The organism is Fulvimonas soli (assembly GCF_003148905.1).
Lineage (GTDB): Bacteria > Pseudomonadota > Gammaproteobacteria > Xanthomonadales > Rhodanobacteraceae > Fulvimonas > Fulvimonas soli.
In genome coordinates this window covers 106784-124203 of the sequence record NZ_QGHC01000008.1, presented here as the reverse complement: position 1 = coordinate 124203, position 17420 = coordinate 106784, and the positions used below count along the sequence as shown (strand labels likewise).

22 protein-coding genes are annotated in these 17420 nt (G+C 67.0%); 10 read left to right on the top strand and 12 right to left on the bottom strand.

From position 1 onward, the window contains the following. Positions 1–24 precede the first annotated feature (24 nt). Positions 25–576, bottom strand: a complete 552-nt coding sequence (locus C7456_RS11800; RefSeq protein WP_245889849.1) for a cysteine dioxygenase — start codon at positions 574–576, stop codon at positions 25–27. Positions 577–796: 220 nt separating this feature from the next. On the opposite strand from C7456_RS11800, the gene C7456_RS11795 reads away from it, so the two are divergent. Further along, positions 797–1087, top strand: coding sequence for a hypothetical protein (locus C7456_RS11795; RefSeq protein ID WP_109724073.1), 291 nt, complete (start codon positions 797–799; stop codon positions 1085–1087). A gap of 76 nt (positions 1088–1163) precedes the next feature. On the opposite strand, the gene C7456_RS11790 is transcribed toward C7456_RS11795, so the two are convergent. Next, on the bottom strand, positions 1164–1841 hold the full coding sequence (locus C7456_RS11790; RefSeq protein ID WP_109723956.1) for an energy transducer TonB: 678 nt from the start codon (positions 1839–1841) through the stop codon (positions 1164–1166). 340 nt (positions 1842–2181) lie between these two features. Here C7456_RS11790 and C7456_RS11785 point away from each other — a divergent pair, with 340 nt between their 5' ends. Next, entirely contained in the window at positions 2182–2622 is a 441-nt protein-coding gene (locus C7456_RS11785; RefSeq protein ID WP_109723955.1) for a hypothetical protein, read from the top strand. A 90-nt stretch (positions 2623–2712) separates the two neighbouring features. Continuing rightward, positions 2713–3378, top strand: coding sequence for a PAQR family membrane homeostasis protein TrhA (trhA, locus tag C7456_RS11780; protein ID WP_109723954.1), 666 nt, complete (start codon positions 2713–2715; stop codon positions 3376–3378). 401 nt (positions 3379–3779) lie between these two features. On the opposite strand, the gene C7456_RS11775 is transcribed toward trhA, so the two are convergent. The 3 genes from C7456_RS11775 to C7456_RS11765 all read right to left on the bottom strand — a co-directional run bounded on the left by C7456_RS11775 (position 3780) and on the right by C7456_RS11765 (position 7011). Beyond that, positions 3780–5558, bottom strand: a complete 1779-nt coding sequence (locus C7456_RS11775; protein WP_109723953.1) for a DUF885 domain-containing protein — start codon at positions 5556–5558, stop codon at positions 3780–3782. A 76-nt stretch (positions 5559–5634) separates the two neighbouring features. Continuing rightward, positions 5635–6117, bottom strand: a complete 483-nt coding sequence (locus C7456_RS11770) for a DUF456 domain-containing protein (protein ID WP_109724072.1) — start codon at positions 6115–6117, stop codon at positions 5635–5637. A 45-nt stretch (positions 6118–6162) separates the two neighbouring features. Beyond that, positions 6163–7011, bottom strand: a complete 849-nt coding sequence (locus C7456_RS11765; protein ID WP_109723952.1) for a DUF3298 and DUF4163 domain-containing protein — start codon at positions 7009–7011, stop codon at positions 6163–6165. A 38-nt stretch (positions 7012–7049) separates the two neighbouring features. Between C7456_RS11765 and C7456_RS11760 the strand changes: the two genes are divergently transcribed. After that, positions 7050–7712, top strand: coding sequence for a protein kinase family protein (locus tag C7456_RS11760; protein ID WP_109723951.1), 663 nt, complete (start codon positions 7050–7052; stop codon positions 7710–7712). A 62-nt stretch (positions 7713–7774) separates the two neighbouring features. On the opposite strand, the gene C7456_RS11755 is transcribed toward C7456_RS11760, so the two are convergent. From C7456_RS11755 to C7456_RS11745, 3 genes are all read right to left on the bottom strand, one after another. Continuing rightward, the gene (locus tag C7456_RS11755) at positions 7775–8212 is read right to left on the bottom strand and encodes a hypothetical protein (protein ID WP_139942991.1); all 438 of its coding nucleotides are present in this window, start codon (positions 8210–8212) and stop codon (positions 7775–7777) included. An 85-nt stretch (positions 8213–8297) separates the two neighbouring features. Beyond that, on the bottom strand, positions 8298–8795 hold the full coding sequence (locus tag C7456_RS16860) for a hypothetical protein (RefSeq protein ID WP_139942992.1): 498 nt from the start codon (positions 8793–8795) through the stop codon (positions 8298–8300). Positions 8796–8912: 117 nt separating this feature from the next. Then, complete coding sequence (locus tag C7456_RS11745) at positions 8913–9689, bottom strand: ferredoxin--NADP reductase (RefSeq protein ID WP_109723948.1); 777 nt, start codon at positions 9687–9689, stop codon at positions 8913–8915. Positions 9690–9910: 221 nt separating this feature from the next. Here C7456_RS11745 and C7456_RS11740 point away from each other — a divergent pair, with 221 nt between their 5' ends. The 6 genes from C7456_RS11740 (at position 9911) to C7456_RS11715 (ending at position 15160) form a co-directional block, all read left to right on the top strand. After that, positions 9911–10579 (top strand): TMEM175 family protein, encoded by a 669-nt coding sequence (locus C7456_RS11740; RefSeq protein WP_109723947.1) that lies wholly within the window; start codon positions 9911–9913, stop codon positions 10577–10579. Between the two features lie 179 nt (positions 10580–10758). After that, entirely contained in the window at positions 10759–11082 is a 324-nt protein-coding gene (locus C7456_RS11735) for a metalloregulator ArsR/SmtB family transcription factor (RefSeq protein ID WP_109723946.1), read from the top strand. Positions 11083–11091: 9 nt separating this feature from the next. Then, positions 11092–12483 carry a DUF2867 domain-containing protein gene (locus C7456_RS11730; RefSeq protein ID WP_109723945.1) on the top strand — a complete coding sequence of 464 codons (1392 nt, stop codon included), beginning with the start codon at positions 11092–11094 and terminating at the stop codon, positions 12481–12483. 284 nt (positions 12484–12767) lie between these two features. Next, the gene (locus C7456_RS11725) at positions 12768–13274 is read left to right on the top strand and encodes a helix-turn-helix transcriptional regulator (RefSeq protein WP_109723944.1); all 507 of its coding nucleotides are present in this window, start codon (positions 12768–12770) and stop codon (positions 13272–13274) included. Next, the gene (locus C7456_RS11720; protein ID WP_109723943.1) at positions 13271–13924 is read left to right on the top strand and encodes a nucleotidyl transferase AbiEii/AbiGii toxin family protein; all 654 of its coding nucleotides are present in this window, start codon (positions 13271–13273) and stop codon (positions 13922–13924) included. Before C7456_RS11725 ends, C7456_RS11720 begins: the two co-directional genes overlap by 4 nt. A 192-nt stretch (positions 13925–14116) precedes the next feature. Next, positions 14117–15160: a nucleoid-associated protein gene (locus C7456_RS11715; RefSeq protein ID WP_170120214.1), complete on the top strand. Its 1044-nt coding sequence runs from the start codon at positions 14117–14119 to the stop codon at positions 15158–15160. A gap of 854 nt (positions 15161–16014) precedes the next feature. Here the strand turns inward: C7456_RS11715 and C7456_RS17745 are convergent. Genes C7456_RS17745 through C7456_RS17345 form a run of 4 tightly spaced genes read right to left on the bottom strand, consistent with a single transcriptional unit; the run spans position 16015 to position 17315 of the window. Then, entirely contained in the window at positions 16015–16140 is a 126-nt protein-coding gene (locus C7456_RS17745) for an RHS repeat-associated core domain-containing protein (RefSeq protein ID WP_139942993.1), read from the bottom strand. Beyond that, complete coding sequence (locus C7456_RS16850) at positions 16113–16358, bottom strand: hypothetical protein (protein ID WP_139942994.1); 246 nt, start codon at positions 16356–16358, stop codon at positions 16113–16115. Before C7456_RS16850 ends, C7456_RS17745 begins: the two co-directional genes overlap by 28 nt. Beyond that, on the bottom strand, positions 16339–16953 hold the full coding sequence (locus C7456_RS17350; RefSeq protein WP_211306317.1) for a tyrosine-type recombinase/integrase: 615 nt from the start codon (positions 16951–16953) through the stop codon (positions 16339–16341). The genes C7456_RS16850 and C7456_RS17350 overlap by 20 nt, the downstream gene beginning before the upstream one ends. Continuing rightward, a complete protein-coding gene (locus tag C7456_RS17345; protein ID WP_211306316.1) occupies positions 16950–17315 on the bottom strand; it encodes a hypothetical protein in 366 nt (121 codons plus the stop codon). The genes C7456_RS17350 and C7456_RS17345 overlap by 4 nt, the downstream gene beginning before the upstream one ends. Positions 17316–17420 lie beyond the last annotated feature (105 nt).

The window sequence follows — 17420 nt, the reverse complement described above, 5'->3', positions numbered from 1 at the left end:
CCCTGGAGGTCGGCTGGCGGGCGGTCAGGTGCGCAGCTGGCCGACGATCGCGGCGCGCTGCGGCAGCGTGCGCCAGGCTTCGCCCGGGCGCAGCTGCTCGTAGGCAAGATACTCGTCCAGGTCGCCACCGTACACGTGCAGGCTGAGCGCGACGTCGTGCCGCGAGAGGTTGCGGCAGCGGTGCAGCCCGGCCTCGGCGTCGTCGAACCAGGTGGCGTCGCCCGGGCCCAGCCATTCGCGGCTGCGCTGGTGCAGCGCGCCGTCGGCGTCGCGCCGCCAGTTCTCCACTTCCAGCGCGCCGTGCAGGGCGACCTCCAGGCCCCACAGCCCGGCGTGGTCGTGCACCGGCGTGGCGTAGTTGGGCGGCCACACCATCACCAGCAGGCTGGCGCCATGCTTCAGTCGGCCGCCGAGCTGCCAGCGCTCGAAGCGGCTGGTACGGCGCAGCGCGTCCAGCTCGTCGGCCAGCTCGCCGGAGTGGCGGTGGATGACGGCGCCCAGCTCGCGCGCGAGGGTGGCGAGGTCCGGCGGATCGCCGGCGCCATGGGCGAGAACGACTTCACGGAGCGCCCTCAAGCGTTGCCGGAATGCAGTCATGCAGGCTCATGTGCGTGAACGGGGATGGCGGCCAGTGGAGCATGTCCCCCGTTAAGTCGGCGTAACCCGCGGGCGTGACTTCCGTGCGATGGCGCGCCCGCGCCGCCGGCGCATACTGGCGCCGCGATGCAACCTTCGGCGCGCGGCCGGCATCGAACCGATGCATCCGGTGCGCGCATCGCACCGCGAGGAGACGACGATGATCGAACTGGGCGTGGTGGTGCTGGTGCTGGGCGCGCTGTGGCTGGGGTTCGCCCTGCTCGGGGCGGTGTTCAAGCTGCTGTTCGGCCTGATCGGCGGCCTGTTCGGACTGCTCGGCGCCGCGCTGGGCCTGCTGTTCGGCGGCGTGGCGCTGATGGTCGCCGTGCCGGTGGTGATGTTCGCGCTGCTGCCGCTGTGGCTGCCGGTGCTGCTGGTGGTCGCGCTGGCGTGGGCGATCGCGCGCGCCGCCTCGCACAGGCCGGCGGCCGCGCCGGTGGCGGCGCGCTAGCCGCAAGCTCGCCGTGGAACGGCCCGGTCCGGCGTTCGCGCCGGCCGGGCCGGTTTCCCGCCGGCGCGGCGCTCCGCTACAGCTGGCGCAGCAGGAAGGTGACGGGCACGCGCGCCCATGCGCGCACCGCGTGGCCCTGCGCCATCGCCGGCTCGAAGCGCCAGCCCGCCAGCACCTGCTCGCGCGCGCTGCGGTCCAGTAGCGCGTGGCCGCTGCTCTGCTCGACCTGCACCTCGACCGGCCGGCCCTGCTCGTCCACCAGCACGCGCAGCAGCACCGTGCCTTCCAGCCGCTGGCGCACCGCGACCGGCGGATAGCGCAGCGGCGCGGCGCGGTAGGCCAGGCTGGTCTCGACCGGCGCGGGCGCGACGACCGCGTCGCCGGGCGGGGCGAGGGTGGGCTCGGTCACCGGCGGCGCGGCCTGCGAGCCTTCGTCGCTGAGCCGCACCGGCGCGGCCACCGGCGGCGCGGGCAGCGGCCTGGGCGCCGCGACGGGATGCGGCTTCGGCGGCAGCGGCCTGGGCACGGCCGGCGGCGGTACCGGCGGCGTCGGCTCCGGGACGATCCAGTGCAGCGGCAGCGCCGGCGCGGCGCGCGGCACGGACAGCGGGGCGGGCAGCGGCCGCAGCGCGGCCAGCAGCACCGCCAGGTTGAGGGCGATGGCCACGCTCAGCGCGGCGATGCGCACCTGGTCGGGATGGCGGGCGGGGGAAGCGGGCACAACACGGGCGACAGCCAGGCTTGCGGGCGACATGGGCGACCTCCTGACGGCATGGGCGGGTTGTAGGCGCGGCACGCTGCATGGCGCAGGGGGATCGTGCGGGCGCGGCCCGAGCCTATGCCCGCCGCGGCGCGGACCGCAAGAGGGGGCGGCATCGCGCAAAAAAAGAAACCCCGCACAGGAGGCGGGGTTATGGAAATGCGGATGCCAGGGGGAAGGGGGCGCATCCGCGGGACACAGCCTGCGGCAGGCGACCTTTCGCCGGCGTACAAAAGTTGTGAGTTCCGTCTTCACGCGCGGCTTGCCCGGCGGCCGGTCCGGCCTGTCACAATCGTGCGCCGGCAACGGGCCGGAACACGCGGGAGCGAACACCATGAAGACCTGGCGCATCATCGCGGGCGCAGCGGGCCTGCTGCTGGGCGGGTTGCTGGCGGCGCCGCCGGCGCGGGCCGGCGAGCTGTCCTGCACGATGCATTTCCAGCTGTCCGGCTGGTCGGTGTTCTACAAGACCGCCACCGGCAGCGGCACCGTCCGCTGCAGCAACGGCCAGAGCATGCACGTGAAGCTGCGCGCCAAGGGCGGCGGCCTGACCTTCGGCAAGACCCGCATCGACGACGGCGTCGGCAAGTTCTCCGGCGTGTCCGGCATCCGCGAGGTGCTCGGCCACTACGCCAACGCCGAGGCCCACGCGGGCGCCGAGAAGTCGGCCGAGGCGCAGGTGCTGACCAAGGGCAACGTGTCGCTGGCGCTGAGCGGCAAGGGCCAGGGCTGGAACCTCGGGGTGGCGTTCGGCGCCTTCATCATCGAGCCGTGACGATGTGCCCGTACCGGGGCGTATGCAAGGCGCCGCGCGCCGGGTAAGGTAGGGCGGACCATCGGCCGCCCACTTCCCCGAGGAGCCTCCATGTCCGCCCGAACCGGCGCCGCACCGCCGCGCTACGCCTTCGCCGACGAGCTGGCCAGCACGGTCATCCACGGCATCGGCATCCTGCTCAGCATCGCCGGGCTGGCCACGCTGGTGGCCTTCGCCGCGCTGCACGGCGACGCGCGCACGGTGACGGCCAGCGCGGTGTTCGGCGCGGCGCTGATCCTGCTCTACACCGCCTCCACGCTGTACCACGCGATTCCCGGCGAGCTGCCGCGGCGGGTGCTGCGCACGCTGGACCACATCGCGATCTTCCTGCTGATCGCCGGCACCTATACCCCGTTCACCCTGCTCGTGCTGCCCGGCGCGTGGGGCTGGGGGTTGTTCGGCACGATCTGGGCGCTGGCGCTCGCCGGCAGCGCGCTGGAGCTGGGCCTGCTGCACCGCTTCAAGAACCGCGTGCTGGCGGCCTCGATCTACGTGGCGATGGGCTGGGTGGCGCTGGTGGCGTTCAGGCCGCTCAGTGCGCACCTGGAGACGGGCGGGCTGGTGCTGCTGGTCGCCGGCGGCGCCGCCTACACGCTGGGCGTGCCGTTCTACCTGTGCCGGCGGCTGCCGTTCCACCACGCGGTGTGGCACGGCTTCGTGCTGGCCGGCAGCGTGCTGCACTACCTGGCGGTACTGCTGTACGTGATTCCCGGCTGAGGGCGCGGCCGGAATGGGCCGGAACGATGGCCCCGTGCCAGCCGGGGTTCAGGGGGCGCATCGTGCGCCGCCTGCGGCGCCCGGGCCCGGCAACGGCCCGGCTGCCGAGGCAAGGCGCTGGAACGGCCGGGCATGCCCAGCCGGTGAATCCTTCTCCCCCCGGGAGAAGGTGCCGGCAGGCGGATGAGGGTTCGGCAGGGATGGAACCTTCGCCTTCGTCCGTACCCTCACCCCTCTCCCGACGGGAGCGTGGAGCAGGGCCGCGGACCATGCGTTGCCAGTGCGAGTCCTTCCCCCCTTGGGGAGAAGGTGCCGGCAGGCGGAACGAGGGTGCGGCTGGAACGGAACCCTGGGCGCTTGCCCATCCCGCGCCCGTCGTCGTCGCGGCGCTGCCGACGCGCTCAGCCCTGCTTCCGCCGCTGCGGGATGAACTGCGTGCGCACCGCCTCGGCCAGCTGCGCCGGCGGCAGCAGGCCCTGGTCGATCACGAAGTCGTTGAAGGCCTGGCGGTCGAACTTCGGACCCAGCGCCAGCTCGGTCTCCAGGCGCAGCTGCTGCAGGCGCATGTAGCCGTAGAAGTACGCCGTGGCCTGGCCCGGGCTGTCGAAGGTGTAGCGGTCCAGCTCCTGCCGCGCCATCGCCTCGGACAGGCCCACGTCGCGCACCAGCACGTCGTGCGCGCGCTCGCGGGTGATCAGGCCGAGGTTGAGCATCGGGTCCAGGTAGGCGCGCGCGGCGCGCATCAGGCGCATCTGGTAGGCGGCGAACTGGCCGGCCGGCGGCTCGTACGGCAGCATCTCCGACTCGGCGTACAGCGCCCAGCCCTCCACGTTGACGCTGTTGAAGGCGAACAGGCTGCGCGCCAGCGAGACGCCGCGCTCGACCATCGCGGCGAACTGCAGCTCGTGGCCGGGCCGGCCCTCGTGCGCGGTGAGGCTCCACGCGGCGGCCTTGAAGGTGAAGTCGTCGTAGGCCTCGCCGGCGTCCTTGCCGTTGCCCGGGTTGCCCATGGTGAGCACGAAGGTGCCCTGCTCGCCGTGGTTGTCGATGAACGGCGGCGGGTCCATGTGCGGCGCCGGCACCTGCGCGGCCTCGGCCTCCGAGGCCAGGCGCATCTGCATCCTGCGCTGCGGCAGGGTGACGATGCGCTCGCGGCGCACGATGTCCTCGATGCGGCCGAGCACCTCGTGGTACCAGGGCATCACCTGGTCCTTGCCGAGCTGCTGCTGCTTGAGCGCCTTGAACACGTCGCGGTAGTCGGCGGCGTCGATGCCCTCGGCCTTCGCCACCGCCGGCGCCAGCGCCTGCAGCGCGCCCTGCAGCTCGACGAACTCCAGCTCGGCCTGCTTCATCAGCTGTTCCGGCGGGATGTCGATGCCGACCTGGCGCAGGTTGTAGGCGTACAGCGGCTCGGGCAGGCGGAAGTCGGCGCGGGCGCGCGGCAGCACGGTGCGCTTCACCCAGGCGTCGTAGTCCTTGAGCTGGGCGTCCAGCGCGTCGAGCGCGGCCTTGCCCGCGGGCGTGTCGAGCTTGTACTTGGCGAACAGCTGGCGGACGCCGGCGACGTAGCGCGGCGTGTTGGCGAGCTTCTGCTCCACCTCGCCGCGGTAGGGGCCGAGCAGGGCCCGGTCGCCCAGGCGCGCCTCGGTCTGCGCCTCGGCCAGCCCGGTGATCGGCGCGCAGCCCGGCGCCTGGCCCACGTAGCACTGCAGCCGCTTGAGCGCCTGCGCGCGCCGCGCCGGGGCCACGTCGTCCTTGAGCAGCGCGAACTCGCCGGTGAACACCAGCGAGCCCACGTCGGTGTAGGGCAGCAGGTACTTGCGGTTGAGGTCGATGCCCTCGATCTGGTCGCCGGCGGCCTTGATCAGGATCTCCAGGTCCTGCCGCACGTTGACGTCGCGTTCCGCGGCCAGCAGCTGCTCCAGCCTCGCCTTGGCCCCGGCCAGCGCGGCGCGCGAGCGCTCGTCGAGGCCGGGCCTGAGGTCCGCCACCTTGTCGTCGTAGCCGGGCAGGCCGAACTGCGAGGCCGATTCCGGGCTGAAGCGCGCGATCACTTCCAGCAGCGCCTTGGCGTCGGCGTTGCTGCGCCCGATCCAGGCAGGCGTGCCCTGCGCCCGGGCGGCGCCAGCGGCGGCCAGCGAGACGGCGAGGACGAGGGCGAGTCGGCGCGGCTTGGGCATGGGACACCTGCGTGGCGAAAGGATTGCGCAAGCCTAGACGGCCCGCCCGTGCCGTGCCATGTGCCGGAGGTGCCGCTCAGCCGACCAGCATCGCCAGCCCGAACAGCCCCACCATCACGAAGGAGATCGCCAGCTTCGCCAGCGTGCCGAGCAGCAGGCCGATCCAGGTGCCCGCGCCCACGTGCGCCGAGCGCAGCACGCTGTTGCCCGCCGTGAGCTCCCCGGCCAGCGCGCCGAGGAAAGGGCCGAGCAGCAGGCCCGGCGGGCCGAAGAACATGCCGGCCACGGTGCCGAGGGTCGCGCCCCACAAGGCGGCGCGGCTGGCGCCCACGTGCCTGGCGCCCAGCGCGCTGGCGACGAAGTCCAGTGCCACGCCGAGCGCGCCCAGCGCGGCGATCCCGCCCAGCCACCACGGGCCCAGGTGGCGGTAGCCGTCCACCGCGGCGGCCAGCCAGATGCCGCCGAAGATCATCGGGATGCCGGGCAGCACCGGCAGCACCGCGCCGGCCAGGCCCGCCACGATCAGCGCCGCGGCGAGCACGTAGAGGGCGGCGTCCACGAAGGTGGCGATGTCCATGCGTTTCCCCCGGCGGCGCGCCGCGGCTCAGGGCGTGGCGAAGGCGTCGCGGTAGGCCGGCTTCAGCAGCGCGGCGAAGCCCGCCGCCGGCACGTCCACGTGCTGCACGCCGTCGGCGTAGGAGGCCACCTGGTAGGCCGGGAACAGCAGGCGCAGGCCGCGCGCCTTGCCGCCGTCGGCGAGCAGCGCGAAGGCCTGGTAGTTCTCGGCGGTCGGCGCGGTGCCTTCCTCGATCCACTTGCGGTCGGAGCCCAGCCGCTGGTCCTGCGGACCTTCCAGTCGCCCGAGCAGGTCCGCGCGCGCCGCGTCCGCCAGCACGCGGCGCGCCGCGGCGGGATCGGCGAACAGGTCGTCCAGCGCCAGCGTGCGCCCGGCGCGCGCGTCGTACAGCACGGTGAGCAGGATCGGGTTGCCGTGCGCGCCGCCGGTGAAGGCGCCGCCCTGGCCCACCACGCTGACGAGGTCGGGCGTCTGCGCGACGACCTTGAAGTCCAGGGTCAGCTCCCACGGGTAGGCGGCGCTCGTGGGATGCTGCGCCGCCGGCCCGGCCTGGGCGAGGAAATCCCGCCTGGCGCGGTCGCCCAGCGCGCGCAGCGCCGCGCCGAGCGGCGCCTGCGCCGGCGGCAGCGGCGGGTAGTGGATGGCGTAGCGGTATTTGTCGCCGCTGCCGCTGTCGGTAAGCTGGCCGTCCGGCGAGGTCGCCGGAGTAGTGGCGCTGGCGGCGGCCGGCGGTTGCGTCGTGGCCGCCAGCGACGGCGCGGCGGCCGGCGCAGGCGCTGACGCCGGCGTCTGCGCATTCCCGGGCGCCTGCGATCCGCAGGCCGACAGCAGCAGCGCGACGCCCAGCGCGAAGCATCCTTTCGGAAGAGACGGCATGACCTATCTCCTTGTGTGCGTACCGGCGCAGTGTACCCATGGCGGATGAACCGGCGTTCTCGCCGCGGCTGCTGAAGGCCGACGAGCTGGGCCGCATCGAGCTGGTCGAGCGCGGCGGCCGCCCGGCGGTCCGCCGCGACGTGGCCGCCGCGCGCTGGTGGGCGCGCGCCTTCGCCCGCCGCGCCGCCGCGCGCGAGGCGCGCGCGCTGGCGAAGCTGGCTGGCGTCGACGGCGTGCCCGAATTGCTGCGCTGGGACGGCCGCGAGCTGCTGCGCGGCTACATCGCCGGCGCGCCGATGCAGCAGGCGCAGCCGCGCGCGCGCGCCTACTACCGCGAGGCGTTGCGCCTGCTCGCCCGGCTGCACCGCCGCGGCGTGGTGCACAACGACCTGGCCAAGGAGCCGAACTGGCTGGTGCGCGAGGACGGCCGCCCGGCGCTGGTGGACTTCCAGCTCGCCTGGAGCCGCGGCCGCCGCGGCCGGCTGTTCCGCCTGCTGGCGCGCGAGGACCTGCGCCACCTGCTCAAGCACAAGCGCACCTACTGCGCGCAGGCGCTGAGCGCGCGCCAGCGCGCCATCCTCGACGCGCCGGCACCGCATTCGCGGCTATGGCGCGCCACCGGCAAGCGGCTGTACAAGCTGATCGCGCGGCGCGTGTTCGGCTATTGGGACAACGAGGGGCAGGGGCGAATACGCGATTGAGCCCAGGACCGATGCCATGCACGGCAGGCAGCTCGTGGCCGGCATCGGCCGGGGCGCCGGACTCAGTGCAGCCGGATCACTCCAGGTTCCGGACTGGCGCCGCAATCCATGTTGCAGTAATCCTCAATCTGAGGAAGGCGCCTGGTTATCTTCTCGCTGGACAGATAGGCCAGCCCGACGTCGTAGGTGCCGTCATTGCGTGGCACGGCATCGAGCTGCATATGGACGAGGTAGGGAATGACCAAGCCGTGGACCCCGCTTCCCTCGAGCTTTCGCTGCTTCAGCGAAGCGTAGGCCAGCTTGGATATCTCGGGGGGCAGTTTCTCGACCGTCTTCGTGTTCAGCACTTTACCGCTCGAATCCACATAGGCGATGACATCCACCGGTCGATGCGAGGCTTGCCCTGCAAGACTGCTTTCCGAAGCAGCCGTATCGAGCGACAGGGCCGGCATGGAAAGCACCAACAGACTGCCGCCAAGTAGGATGGTACCGATCTTCATGACGAACTCCTCCATAAAGTCGAGCACAGACCCGGGCGGTTCCTGGTCTGTCATGGGGATGCATGCTTCCGTCGTGTGCCGGTTTTCAATGGCCCCGCGAGGAGAGCATCGCATGCTGGGCCAGGGCCTGCTGTGCCGAAGCGCCAAGATAGGGGTCGGACATGGGCTGGAAGCGCATCTTGCAGAAGGCGTTGCGGCTCTGCTGGTCGCTGCACATCCAGCCGCCGTTGATGGGCTTCACCGGCATATTGGAAACATAGGTGAGCCGCGTGTCGTAATTCCCGTCGTCGCGCTTGGCGGTTTCCAGGTTCATGGTAATGAGCACGTAGCTCGTCACCCGGCGCCCTGCTTCGACAGGAGGCTTGAAATGCCACTGCTTCAGTGTGTCATGAACCAGTTGGGTGATTTCCTTGGGCTGCCGGCCAACGGTGTTGAGGGGAATGACGTTCCCCTGCGGATCAACCTGCGCAATGGCCTGGATCGTAGATGGAGCGGGCGTCGCTTCCCCACTGTTGGACCCAGCATGTGCCGCGACTGCTGACATTCCGAACAGACAGCCAACCAGCCATGCAGCGCGTTTCATGGTCTTCTCCTTAACTGAACTGGCCGATTCAGTAATTGGCAGATTTACTCCTTATGGAGTGGTCAAGTCAAGCGCGTCTCTGGAGCGCACATGGAGCCACGCATGTGCCGCGTCACTTCACTTTTCCACGAACGCCCGCTCGATCACGTAATCGCCCGGTTCGCGCGTGCGCGGCGAGGCCTGGAAGCCGCGGCCGTCGAGCAGGGCGCACAGGTCCTCCAGCATCGCCGGGCTGCCGCACAGCATCACGCGGTCGGTTTCAGGGTTGAGCGGCGGCAGGCCGGTGGCCTCGCTCATCAGGCCGTCGACGATGGCGTCGGTGATGCGGCCGCGGTTGCGGAACGGCTCGCGGGTCACCGTGGGGTAGTAGATCAGCTTCTCGCGCACCAGCTCGCCCAGGTACTCGTGCTGCGGCAGCTCGTGCTCGAGGTAGTGCGCGTAGGCGAGGTCGTCGACCTGCCGCACGCCGTGGGCGAGCACGATCTTCTCGTAGCGCTCGTAGGTGTCCGGGTCGCGGATGATGCTCATGAACGGCGCCAGGCCGGTGCCGGTGCCGAGCAGGTACAGGTGCTTGCCGGGCCTCAAGTCGGTGAGCACCAGCGTGCCGGTGGGCTTGCGGCTCACGATGATCGGGTCGCCGGGCCGGAGGTGCTGCAGGCGCGAGGTGAGCGGGCCGTTAGGCACCTTGATCGAGAAGAACTCCAGATGCTCCTCCCACGCCGCGCTGGCGATCGAGTAGGCGCGCATCAGCGGGCGGCCGTCCACCTCCAGGCCGATCATCACGAACTGCCCGCTGTCGAAGCGGAAGCCGGGATCGCGCGTGGTGCGGAAGGAGAACAGGCTGTCGTTCCAGTGGTGCACGTCGATCACGTGCTCGGTCGCCAAAGCCACCATAGATGTCGTCGTCTCGAATTGCGGAGCGGGGAAGGCGCCGCCGCAGGCGGCGGTAGCGTGACTCGCGTGGGAAGGCGGGTGCCGGTGGACCTGGCGAGTGCCGCGGATCGCGGCGGCCGTGGCATTTTACGCGATTCGCCGCCGCGCCGCGCGCCCGCCCATGGGACGAAACGTCGCGCTCTGCGGCATCATGCGCGCAGTCGACAGGGGGAAAGCCAGGCATGGAACCGAGCAAGTCGCTGCCCGTGAGGGAGCACCACGTCCACCAGCGCCATTTCGACCGCCTGGTGATGCTGTCCGACGGCGTGTTCGCCATCGCGCTGACGCTGTCGGCGGTGGAGCTCAAGCCGGAGGCCGCGCCGGGCGAGAGCCTGCTGCGGGCCTGGGCGGTGCCGCTGCTGGTCTACTTCGTGAGCTTCGCCATCGTGGGCGGCGTCTGGATGCGCCACCGCCGCGTGCTGGCGAACCTGCGCCGCGTGGACGCGCCGTCCACCCTGCTGACCCTGCTGCTGCTCAGCCTGGTGTCGCTGATGCCGGTGGTGGTCCGCGTGATGCTGACCTCGGCCGGCGACGCCTCGCGCGACGGCATGCTGTTCTACGCGCTGGCGCTGATGGCCAACTACCTCTGCCTGGCCGCCTCCTGGGGCTATGCCGCCTTCGTCGGCGACCTGGCCCCGGACGTGCCGAAGGCGCGGGCCTGGGGCTGGCTGCTGCAGGACCTGTTCGTCGCCGTCATGTTCGGCGCGGTGGCGCTGTACAGCCTGCACCTGAAGCCGCTGGCGCTGCTGGCCACGCTGGCGGGCCTCGCGCTGCGCTTCGCTTCCAGTCGGCTGGACAAGGCGTCGAAAGGGGCCGGAAGCATCGTTCCGGCGGACAGCGCCGAAAGATAACGGCCCGGCCGCGCCATTTGGAAGGCGGAGAGTCCGTCGACGGCGCAGAAATCCGCCCGCCGAAAGCGCCGGTCGGCTTTCGTTCGGGCCAGCCATCCGGGGCAGAGAAGCGAGCCGTGCCGTTGACACGGCAAGTATTGCATGTAATTAATTAAGTAATTTCCTAATTGTTTTGAGACATGGACAAGGTCTTCGAAGCCCTGGCTTCCACTGCCCGCCGCAAGATCCTGGCCTATCTCGGGGGCGGCGAGATGAGCGCTGGCGAGATCGCCGAGCGGTTCGAATTCAGCAAGCCGGCCCTGTCGGGGCACCTGCGCATCCTGGAAGAGGCTGGGCTGGTGGCGCGCGACAAGCGCGGCCAATTCGTCTACTACCGGCTGGTGCCGGACCGCCTGGCCAACACCCTGTACGGCTGGATCGCCGAGGTGTGCCCGGTGGCCGGGCCGCTGAAGCGCGAGAGCCGGGCCCGGGCGCGCGGACGAACCGCCGGCCGGCACCGCTAGGAGGCGGCCATGTCCGCGCTGGTCCGCAAGGTGCGGAGCTTCCCGTCAGTGAGCATTCCATCCTGCTCCGGCGGCCGTTCCGTGGAGGTGTCGCTCATCGCGCAGCTCGCCCGGGGCGAGGGCGACCGGCTGTACGCGGCCGCCATGGCCCGGCAGCGTGGCCACGCCCGGTTCGTCGATGCGCTGGACGAACCTTCCGCCCGGCTCGGTGGCATGGATCTGGCCAGCGGGGACCGTTCCTCGCTGTATTCCTTCGGCGTCGGCGCCAAGGGCCACCCATACCACCGCCATGCAGGCCATCGCGTATTCACCGCGATATCCGGCAGCGGGGGCGCGCAACTGCGCTTTTCCAGCGCGTCGGCGGCGCAGATCGAACGGGATCCGCGCAGCTTTCTCCAGGCCCTGCACTACGTCGATATCCCGCCCGACAGCCTGTTCGTCGTGCGCTTCGGCGGCGGCACTTGGCACCAGTTCGAGACGGCACGGCCGAGTTCGCCCCATCCGGCCCTGTTCGCGTTGTCCTGTCACACCGATGAACTGGGAGGAGCCCTGCCGGAGTCCGTCCGCGCGAAGGTGCTTGCCGACGAGGCCACGATTCCGTCGCTGACGGAGTTGCTGCCGGAAGCGGCGACCATCCTTCTGCAAGGCCTCGATCCCGCATCGGTGCCGACCACGGCGCTGGCGCTGGCCGCGCCAGCGGACTCGCTGCGCGGTCGCCTGTGTGCCGCCGTGCGAAGCATCCAGGGGCGCGTGTACGGCCCGCTCGGTGGCTGGGGAACAGAGGGGGGATTCCGGTCCGACAGGAACGGCAAAGGGAAGGTGGAGGCGCTGGCCGCGCCGCCGCCCGATTCGCTGTTGCTGACGCAGCTCCCGGAGGGTTTCGACCACGAGGACACGTTCCAGCTGCTCGTCGGGGCGGGCGGCAGGGTGGCGCGGCCGGCGTCGGCATGGCTGGAGGGCCTGCTCGAAGGCTTTCTGGCCAGCCGTCCATCGGGCGTGTCTCGGCTGATGGCGTTGCGCAATGCGCTGGTGAAGCCGCTGGGGCTGCGTACCTCGCCGCTCGGATGTCCGGTTTCGCCACTGTTGGGCGGCGGTGGAGGAAGGCTGTTCGCCGGGCGGTTTCCGGTCCTGGACATGGCTATCGATGCCGCGGACACGCGAGCGCAGGTGGTCCTCGGCGTGGACGACAAGCACCTGCGCTTCCGCTCCTGCGTGGGCGTGGACCTGAGTGGGAACGGCCGCGTGGCGTTTACCCTGGGCACGCGGGTGCAATGCACGAATCGGTTCGGCCGGCTCTACATGGCGGCGATCGATCCGGTCCATCGCGGTTACATCGCTCCGGCCATGCTGCGGCTGGCGGTGGACCATGCGCTGGCCGGTGCGGTCCGCGCGAGGGCATGATCCCGGTCCGTGGCCCGTGTGGCCCCGGCGGCCGTTCATGGGACAATTCACCGGATGAGCACGGTGGCAGACAACCTGAGACCAGCTGGCGCCGGCGCCGATCCAGCCCCCTGGCGCCTGTGCGTGGCGCCCATGATGGACTGGACAGCACCTCTAAATTCCCGGCTATTTTCAAGGGTGTGCGCATAGCTCCGTGTGCGCAGAGGTGCACAGTCAGCCCCATACAGCTCTCTTTTTTGTCGCATATATTTGACATTTCAAGAAGGTATGACTAGTCTGCACCCATGAGTACGATCCATGAGTTGGGAGATGCCCTGCGGGTACGCCGCGCGGAAATGGGGCTGAGCCAGGCCCAAGTGGCTGTGCTCAGTGGTTTGTCGCGGCAAACGGTCAATCAGGTCGAGACGGGCGCAGTTCCGGACTTGGGACTCAACAAGGCCGAACGGCTTGCCACGGTGCTTGGGCTGGCACTACGCGTGGATGTGGGCCGTCCCGCACCCATCAGAGCGCGTCGCAAGATGACCCCGCTCGCGCGTGCGGCAGCTACCGCCAGCGTGAGCTACAAGACTCCGATTGCGGGCACGACGCTGAAGAAAGTGCTTGCGACGGGAAAGATGCCGGCTAAGTACATCCCGCACGTACATGCTTTGCTGGACGACGCGCCAGTTTCACTGCTGGCGGCCGTGGCCGAACAGCTTCATGACGAGATGGATATCAGCCGTGACGCCGTCTGGAAGAACTATCGGAGCTTGGCGCGCGAAGTGAAGAGCAAACGTGGAATCTGGGAATGAGCCGGCTTGATCTGGAGCGGCCAGGCCCTTGGACGCGTTTGTTTCCTCATGCGTTGGAGCTGATGTCGCATCTGGAGCAACGAGTTCCTGGTGCAACGTGGACCTTCGGTGGCGGTACCGTGCTCATGCTGCGCATGGCGCACCGGCAGAGCAAGGACATCGATCTGTTCGTTCCGGATCCGCAGTACCTGGGATACGTCAACCCACGACTGAGTGATGTCGCCGAAGGCATCAGCACCGACTACGAGGAGGCGGCGGAGTTCATCAAGCTATATCTTCCGGATGGCGAGATCGACGTGATCGTCGGTCAGCCATTGACGGATACCCCGTACGACACGATCAACTATGGTGAGCGAATGATCCGAGTCGAAACGTCCGCTGAGATCATCGCCAAGAAGATGTGGCATCGCGGTGATCGTGCAAAGGGGAGGGATCTGTTCGATCTATGCGCAGTTGCGAATGCTGAGCCGGAACAGCTAGAGATGGCAAAGCCTTTCATGGTTCGTCACGGCACTGCTTTCTTGCAGGCATTAACCGAACGCGAAAATGTTCTTAGGCGGGAATTTTTGGTAATCGACGCCATCGGCGAAACGATGGACTTCAATCAATGCCTGCTTCAGGCTGAGTCGATCATCAGGCCTTTGCTTTAGCCTTCTTGTGAAGGCCGGAGGAGGGCAAGCAATGAGCATGCTTAGTCTGCGCGTAGGCATCACATTTGGGTCATGACTCGCTTCGACCCGAGTCGGACGCCTGCCCCAGACCGGGAGCGGCTGTCCAAGGCTCCAACCTCCGGTAGACTCCGAGAGGGGACAATGCCGTATGGGGGGGAAATGGTTGCTGTAATGGAACAATCGGCCGAAGTGTCGACGCAAGGCTCGTTAGATACGAGCAATCTGATGGTTGAACGCCTTGTTGTGCACAGAATCCACGCGCGTTTGCCTGATAAGACCATCCCCCCTGCAAGTTACGGCGCCGCTCTGATCGCTCTCCCTGATTCAGGACGAGATGCTTTGCAGAAGCGTATTGTGGCGGCATTGGGAAGCCGGTCACATGGCGTTGAGATGTCGATTGAGGGCACGGAGGCGGTTGATTTCTTTCAACTGGCCGCTCATGCGATTCACCAACAAGATTCCGACCTCATCGCCACGTCTCGTGCAGTCGCCGACAGACTGACACACGCACAAGGAACTACCAACGCACCCGCGGGTATGCTTGCGGTTGTAACCGGCCGTATTGGATCAAGTCCGAAGCGTTTTCTTTCGGTAATCAAAGCGGATATACAGGATGGCTTTGGCACCGGAGACGATGCCGAAAATGTAGACCTGACTTATCTACAGAATTTGATGCTCACGCCGACGCAAAAATTCTATAAGGTTGGGCTTTTATTGGAACTCTCGGCCGGATTACAGCAGTCACCAGGCGAATACGATCCAAGCAATTATCGAGCCTTCCTCTTTGATCATTTGATTACCGCAACCGAGACTAAGCAGGCCGCCGCATACTTCTACCTGCACTTTCTTGGTATGGACATCCAGAAGTCGTCCAAGAAGCTAACCAAGGATTTCTTCGAGCACACAAAAGCATTTGTCGCGTCGTCATCGCTATCGGACGAAGAAAAGCTAGAGATGAACCCGATGATCTGCTCGGTGGTGAATCGACTCTTCTTCATGTCCGTCCTCGTGGGTTGGCGGACTTTACTCAGCTTCGATTGGTACGGCTCAGTGGGGGCAGGTCACCGTCATTTTAAACGGCTAGTTTGTGGGGTGTCAGAAGGCGCGCCCGGAGCCGTTTTTGAACGACTCTTTATTGTAATGTGTTTACTAGGGTCGCCATCGATATCCAGGCCGGTCAAGCCGCACTCGGACAGACTGATGCCATATGAATAATTGTTTGCGCGAAACAATCCTCTAATCTCGACGTATCTGCCGTTATATAAGTTTTCTTTCTCGCCAAGATCCCCCGTGTTGAGAAGACTCAGGCAGCCAGAATCCGTCGCCCAATAGTCCTTGTCGTACCCTAAGCGCCTCACCAAATACATTGACTCTGGACCGATAACCAGGAAGCCGTGTAGCGTTAACTGCTGGCCATCATATTGTGCACGATTAGCGTTTAGCACCCGGATGTCCAGTGAATTGTCTGCTGCCAAACCTAAGCCCGCCTCTGACAGCATGAAGAACACTAGCAATAGCAGTGAGAAAATTTTCATTCCACCGGCCTTACAGCGTCAACTGTTGGTTGCTGAGCGCTCACCGATTGCTCAAGCGTATTCGCCTCGCGAGAAGTGAATGATCCTTTGATTGCTGTTATCTGAATCCGCCCATCCACGATCTCGTACTTTGCGACCCGTCGTTCACTCACGGCGTAGTTGATAATCCCGTGACCCAATGGCTGAGCATCACCCGTACTGATGAACCCATCTGATGATACGCCGGGTGTCCTTCCATCTATGTGGCTATGTTCCACCGCCGTTGTTCCTGGCGCAGATTGCTCAGACTTACGCCGTCTTTGGCCGTCGTCTGAATGATTCGTCCACTCACAGGCCGCGCGGTAACATTCGTAGTTCCGATAAGGGCTACAATCTTCTCGGGCTTTTCAGACGTTTCTACCTTGGACCTGTTTGCTATGGCAGCAGAGTCTTGTTGCGGTGTCGATAGAAGATCGCGGGCAGCTCCCGCATCGGAGCGTACCCACTGAGCCCGGCTTTGCCCTGGGCAGTTGTCTCGACCATCCGGGTCAATATTTACGATAGGGTTGTTATTCGCATACGCGCGTAGCGATTGAAGTTGAATAGGTCTCCCGCTGCCGGCGCCGAGGGATCGACGCTCAGAAAGCGTCCTGTCACAGGATCGTAGTGACGCGCCTGCATGTAGACGAACCCAGTCGCAGGGGGCGTTCACGTGCCCTGTGTAACCAGGACCCATTGGGCGCGACGCCCGTCGCAACGCTGCCGTAGGGCGCGTAGTCGTATATTTCGATGATGTTGCCTTGCTCATCGGCTTTGGCCAGCACCGTGCCTTGCGGATCGGTGTAGTAGTAGTGATGCGTGCCCGCGTGCGTGGCGAAGCTACACAGCAACGTCAGCATGCAGCCAAGCCGCCTGCTCCGACGCCAATGACGACTTACCATGTCGATCTCCCCGTTCCCTTTCGTCCCGTCGAGTCGAGCCTACAACAAAACTTGCACGGGGAAACGCTGCGCCGACCGAGCGGGAGTTGTACGGAAAGATGATGTCGCCACGCCGCCAGTGCTTTCGCTGCTCGCGGATCAACTCTAGAGCGTCAAAGCCGGTCAGGTCGAGCAGCGGCACCAGTTGATCATTGCCTTCTTTCTCTCGGGGGTCTTTACGGTCGCGCACGAGCACCACGTACCGCTTCGAGTCCACCTCGCTTGCGCGGATACGGCAGATTTCCTCTTGGCGCATGGCACTCGCAATCGCAAACCGTACGATGCGACCCATCGGAATCCATCCGCGGGGCTGGTTGTCGAAGTGCTCCAACAGACGGTTGAGTTCGTCAGCGGTTGGCCGACGATCGCGTTGGCGCGACTTGCCGATGAGACCGAGGCGCTTGAGCGCCACGCGCGCCAAATCCACTTGCTCGACCTTCACGTTGACGCCGTGAACGGCCGCGGCGTGGGTGAGCACGGTGTTGATGAATCCGATGTCTATGCCGAGCGTCATCGGCCCCGCGCCTTCCCTCGCCCGTTCCTGCCGAACTGAATGAGGCGTTCGCGAGTCAGATCCTTGTGCTTGAGCCTACCGATTGTCTTCTTGAGCCTGTTGAGCGTGAAGCCCTTGGATCGTCCCGGTGCCTTACCGGCCTCGCACATATCCTCCATGTGGAGGTCCACGAGGTCGGCGAACGTCGTTGGATCGACTTTCGCGCGCTTGACTGGTTCTTCGCCCAAATCGATGCGCCGCTCGGTCGCCGTTGCCCACTTCCTCGCATCTTCATGGCGAAGGAACGTTTCGCTGGCATACGATTGCTTGCGTCGGACTTGAACGCGCCAGTTTCCAGACGGAAGTTGGATAATCGTGGCCATTTTCGTGTGCGCCCTGTGTGCACAGAAGGGGCGTAACGGGGCGAAATCGGGCGAATTCCAGTGCACACGAGCGGGGATTCGGTTCCGTCCATGTGATTGAATTTA

What these genes read in the sequence shown, in the direction of transcription:
- C7456_RS11765 (WP_109723952.1), bottom strand. Translation starts at nt 7,011, where the DNA reads ATGCCGTCTCTTCCGAAAGGATGCTTCGCGCTGGGCGTCGCGCTGCTG.
- C7456_RS17345 (WP_211306316.1), bottom strand. Translation starts at nt 17,315, where the DNA reads ATGGCCACGATTATCCAACTTCCGTCTGGAAACTGGCGCGTTCAAGTC.
- C7456_RS11720 (WP_109723943.1), top strand. Translation starts at nt 13,271, where the DNA reads ATGAGCCGGCTTGATCTGGAGCGGCCAGGCCCTTGGACGCGTTTGTTT.
- C7456_RS11725 (WP_109723944.1), top strand. Translation starts at nt 12,768, where the DNA reads ATGAGTACGATCCATGAGTTGGGAGATGCCCTGCGGGTACGCCGCGCG.
- C7456_RS11745 (WP_109723948.1), bottom strand. Translation starts at nt 9,689, where the DNA reads ATGGTGGCTTTGGCGACCGAGCACGTGATCGACGTGCACCACTGGAAC.
- trhA (WP_109723954.1), top strand. Translation starts at nt 2,713, where the DNA reads ATGTCCGCCCGAACCGGCGCCGCACCGCCGCGCTACGCCTTCGCCGAC.
- C7456_RS11785 (WP_109723955.1), top strand. Translation starts at nt 2,182, where the DNA reads ATGAAGACCTGGCGCATCATCGCGGGCGCAGCGGGCCTGCTGCTGGGC.
- C7456_RS11760 (WP_109723951.1), top strand. Translation starts at nt 7,050, where the DNA reads ATGGCGGATGAACCGGCGTTCTCGCCGCGGCTGCTGAAGGCCGACGAG.
- C7456_RS16860 (WP_139942992.1), bottom strand. Translation starts at nt 8,795, where the DNA reads ATGAAACGCGCTGCATGGCTGGTTGGCTGTCTGTTCGGAATGTCAGCA.
- C7456_RS17350 (WP_211306317.1), bottom strand. Translation starts at nt 16,953, where the DNA reads ATGACGCTCGGCATAGACATCGGATTCATCAACACCGTGCTCACCCAC.
- C7456_RS11730 (WP_109723945.1), top strand. Translation starts at nt 11,092, where the DNA reads ATGTCCGCGCTGGTCCGCAAGGTGCGGAGCTTCCCGTCAGTGAGCATT.
- C7456_RS11755 (WP_139942991.1), bottom strand. Translation starts at nt 8,212, where the DNA reads ATGAAGATCGGTACCATCCTACTTGGCGGCAGTCTGTTGGTGCTTTCC.
- C7456_RS11795 (WP_109724073.1), top strand. Translation starts at nt 797, where the DNA reads ATGATCGAACTGGGCGTGGTGGTGCTGGTGCTGGGCGCGCTGTGGCTG.
- C7456_RS11790 (WP_109723956.1), bottom strand. Translation starts at nt 1,841, where the DNA reads ATGTCGCCCGCAAGCCTGGCTGTCGCCCGTGTTGTGCCCGCTTCCCCC.
- C7456_RS11715 (WP_170120214.1), top strand. Translation starts at nt 14,117, where the DNA reads ATGGAACAATCGGCCGAAGTGTCGACGCAAGGCTCGTTAGATACGAGC.
- C7456_RS17745 (WP_139942993.1), bottom strand. Translation starts at nt 16,140, where the DNA reads ATGCAGGCGCGTCACTACGATCCTGTGACAGGACGCTTTCTGAGCGTC.
- C7456_RS16850 (WP_139942994.1), bottom strand. Translation starts at nt 16,358, where the DNA reads ATGCTGACGTTGCTGTGTAGCTTCGCCACGCACGCGGGCACGCATCAC.
- C7456_RS11735 (WP_109723946.1), top strand. Translation starts at nt 10,759, where the DNA reads ATGGACAAGGTCTTCGAAGCCCTGGCTTCCACTGCCCGCCGCAAGATC.
- C7456_RS11775 (WP_109723953.1), bottom strand. Translation starts at nt 5,558, where the DNA reads ATGCCCAAGCCGCGCCGACTCGCCCTCGTCCTCGCCGTCTCGCTGGCC.
- C7456_RS11740 (WP_109723947.1), top strand. Translation starts at nt 9,911, where the DNA reads ATGGAACCGAGCAAGTCGCTGCCCGTGAGGGAGCACCACGTCCACCAG.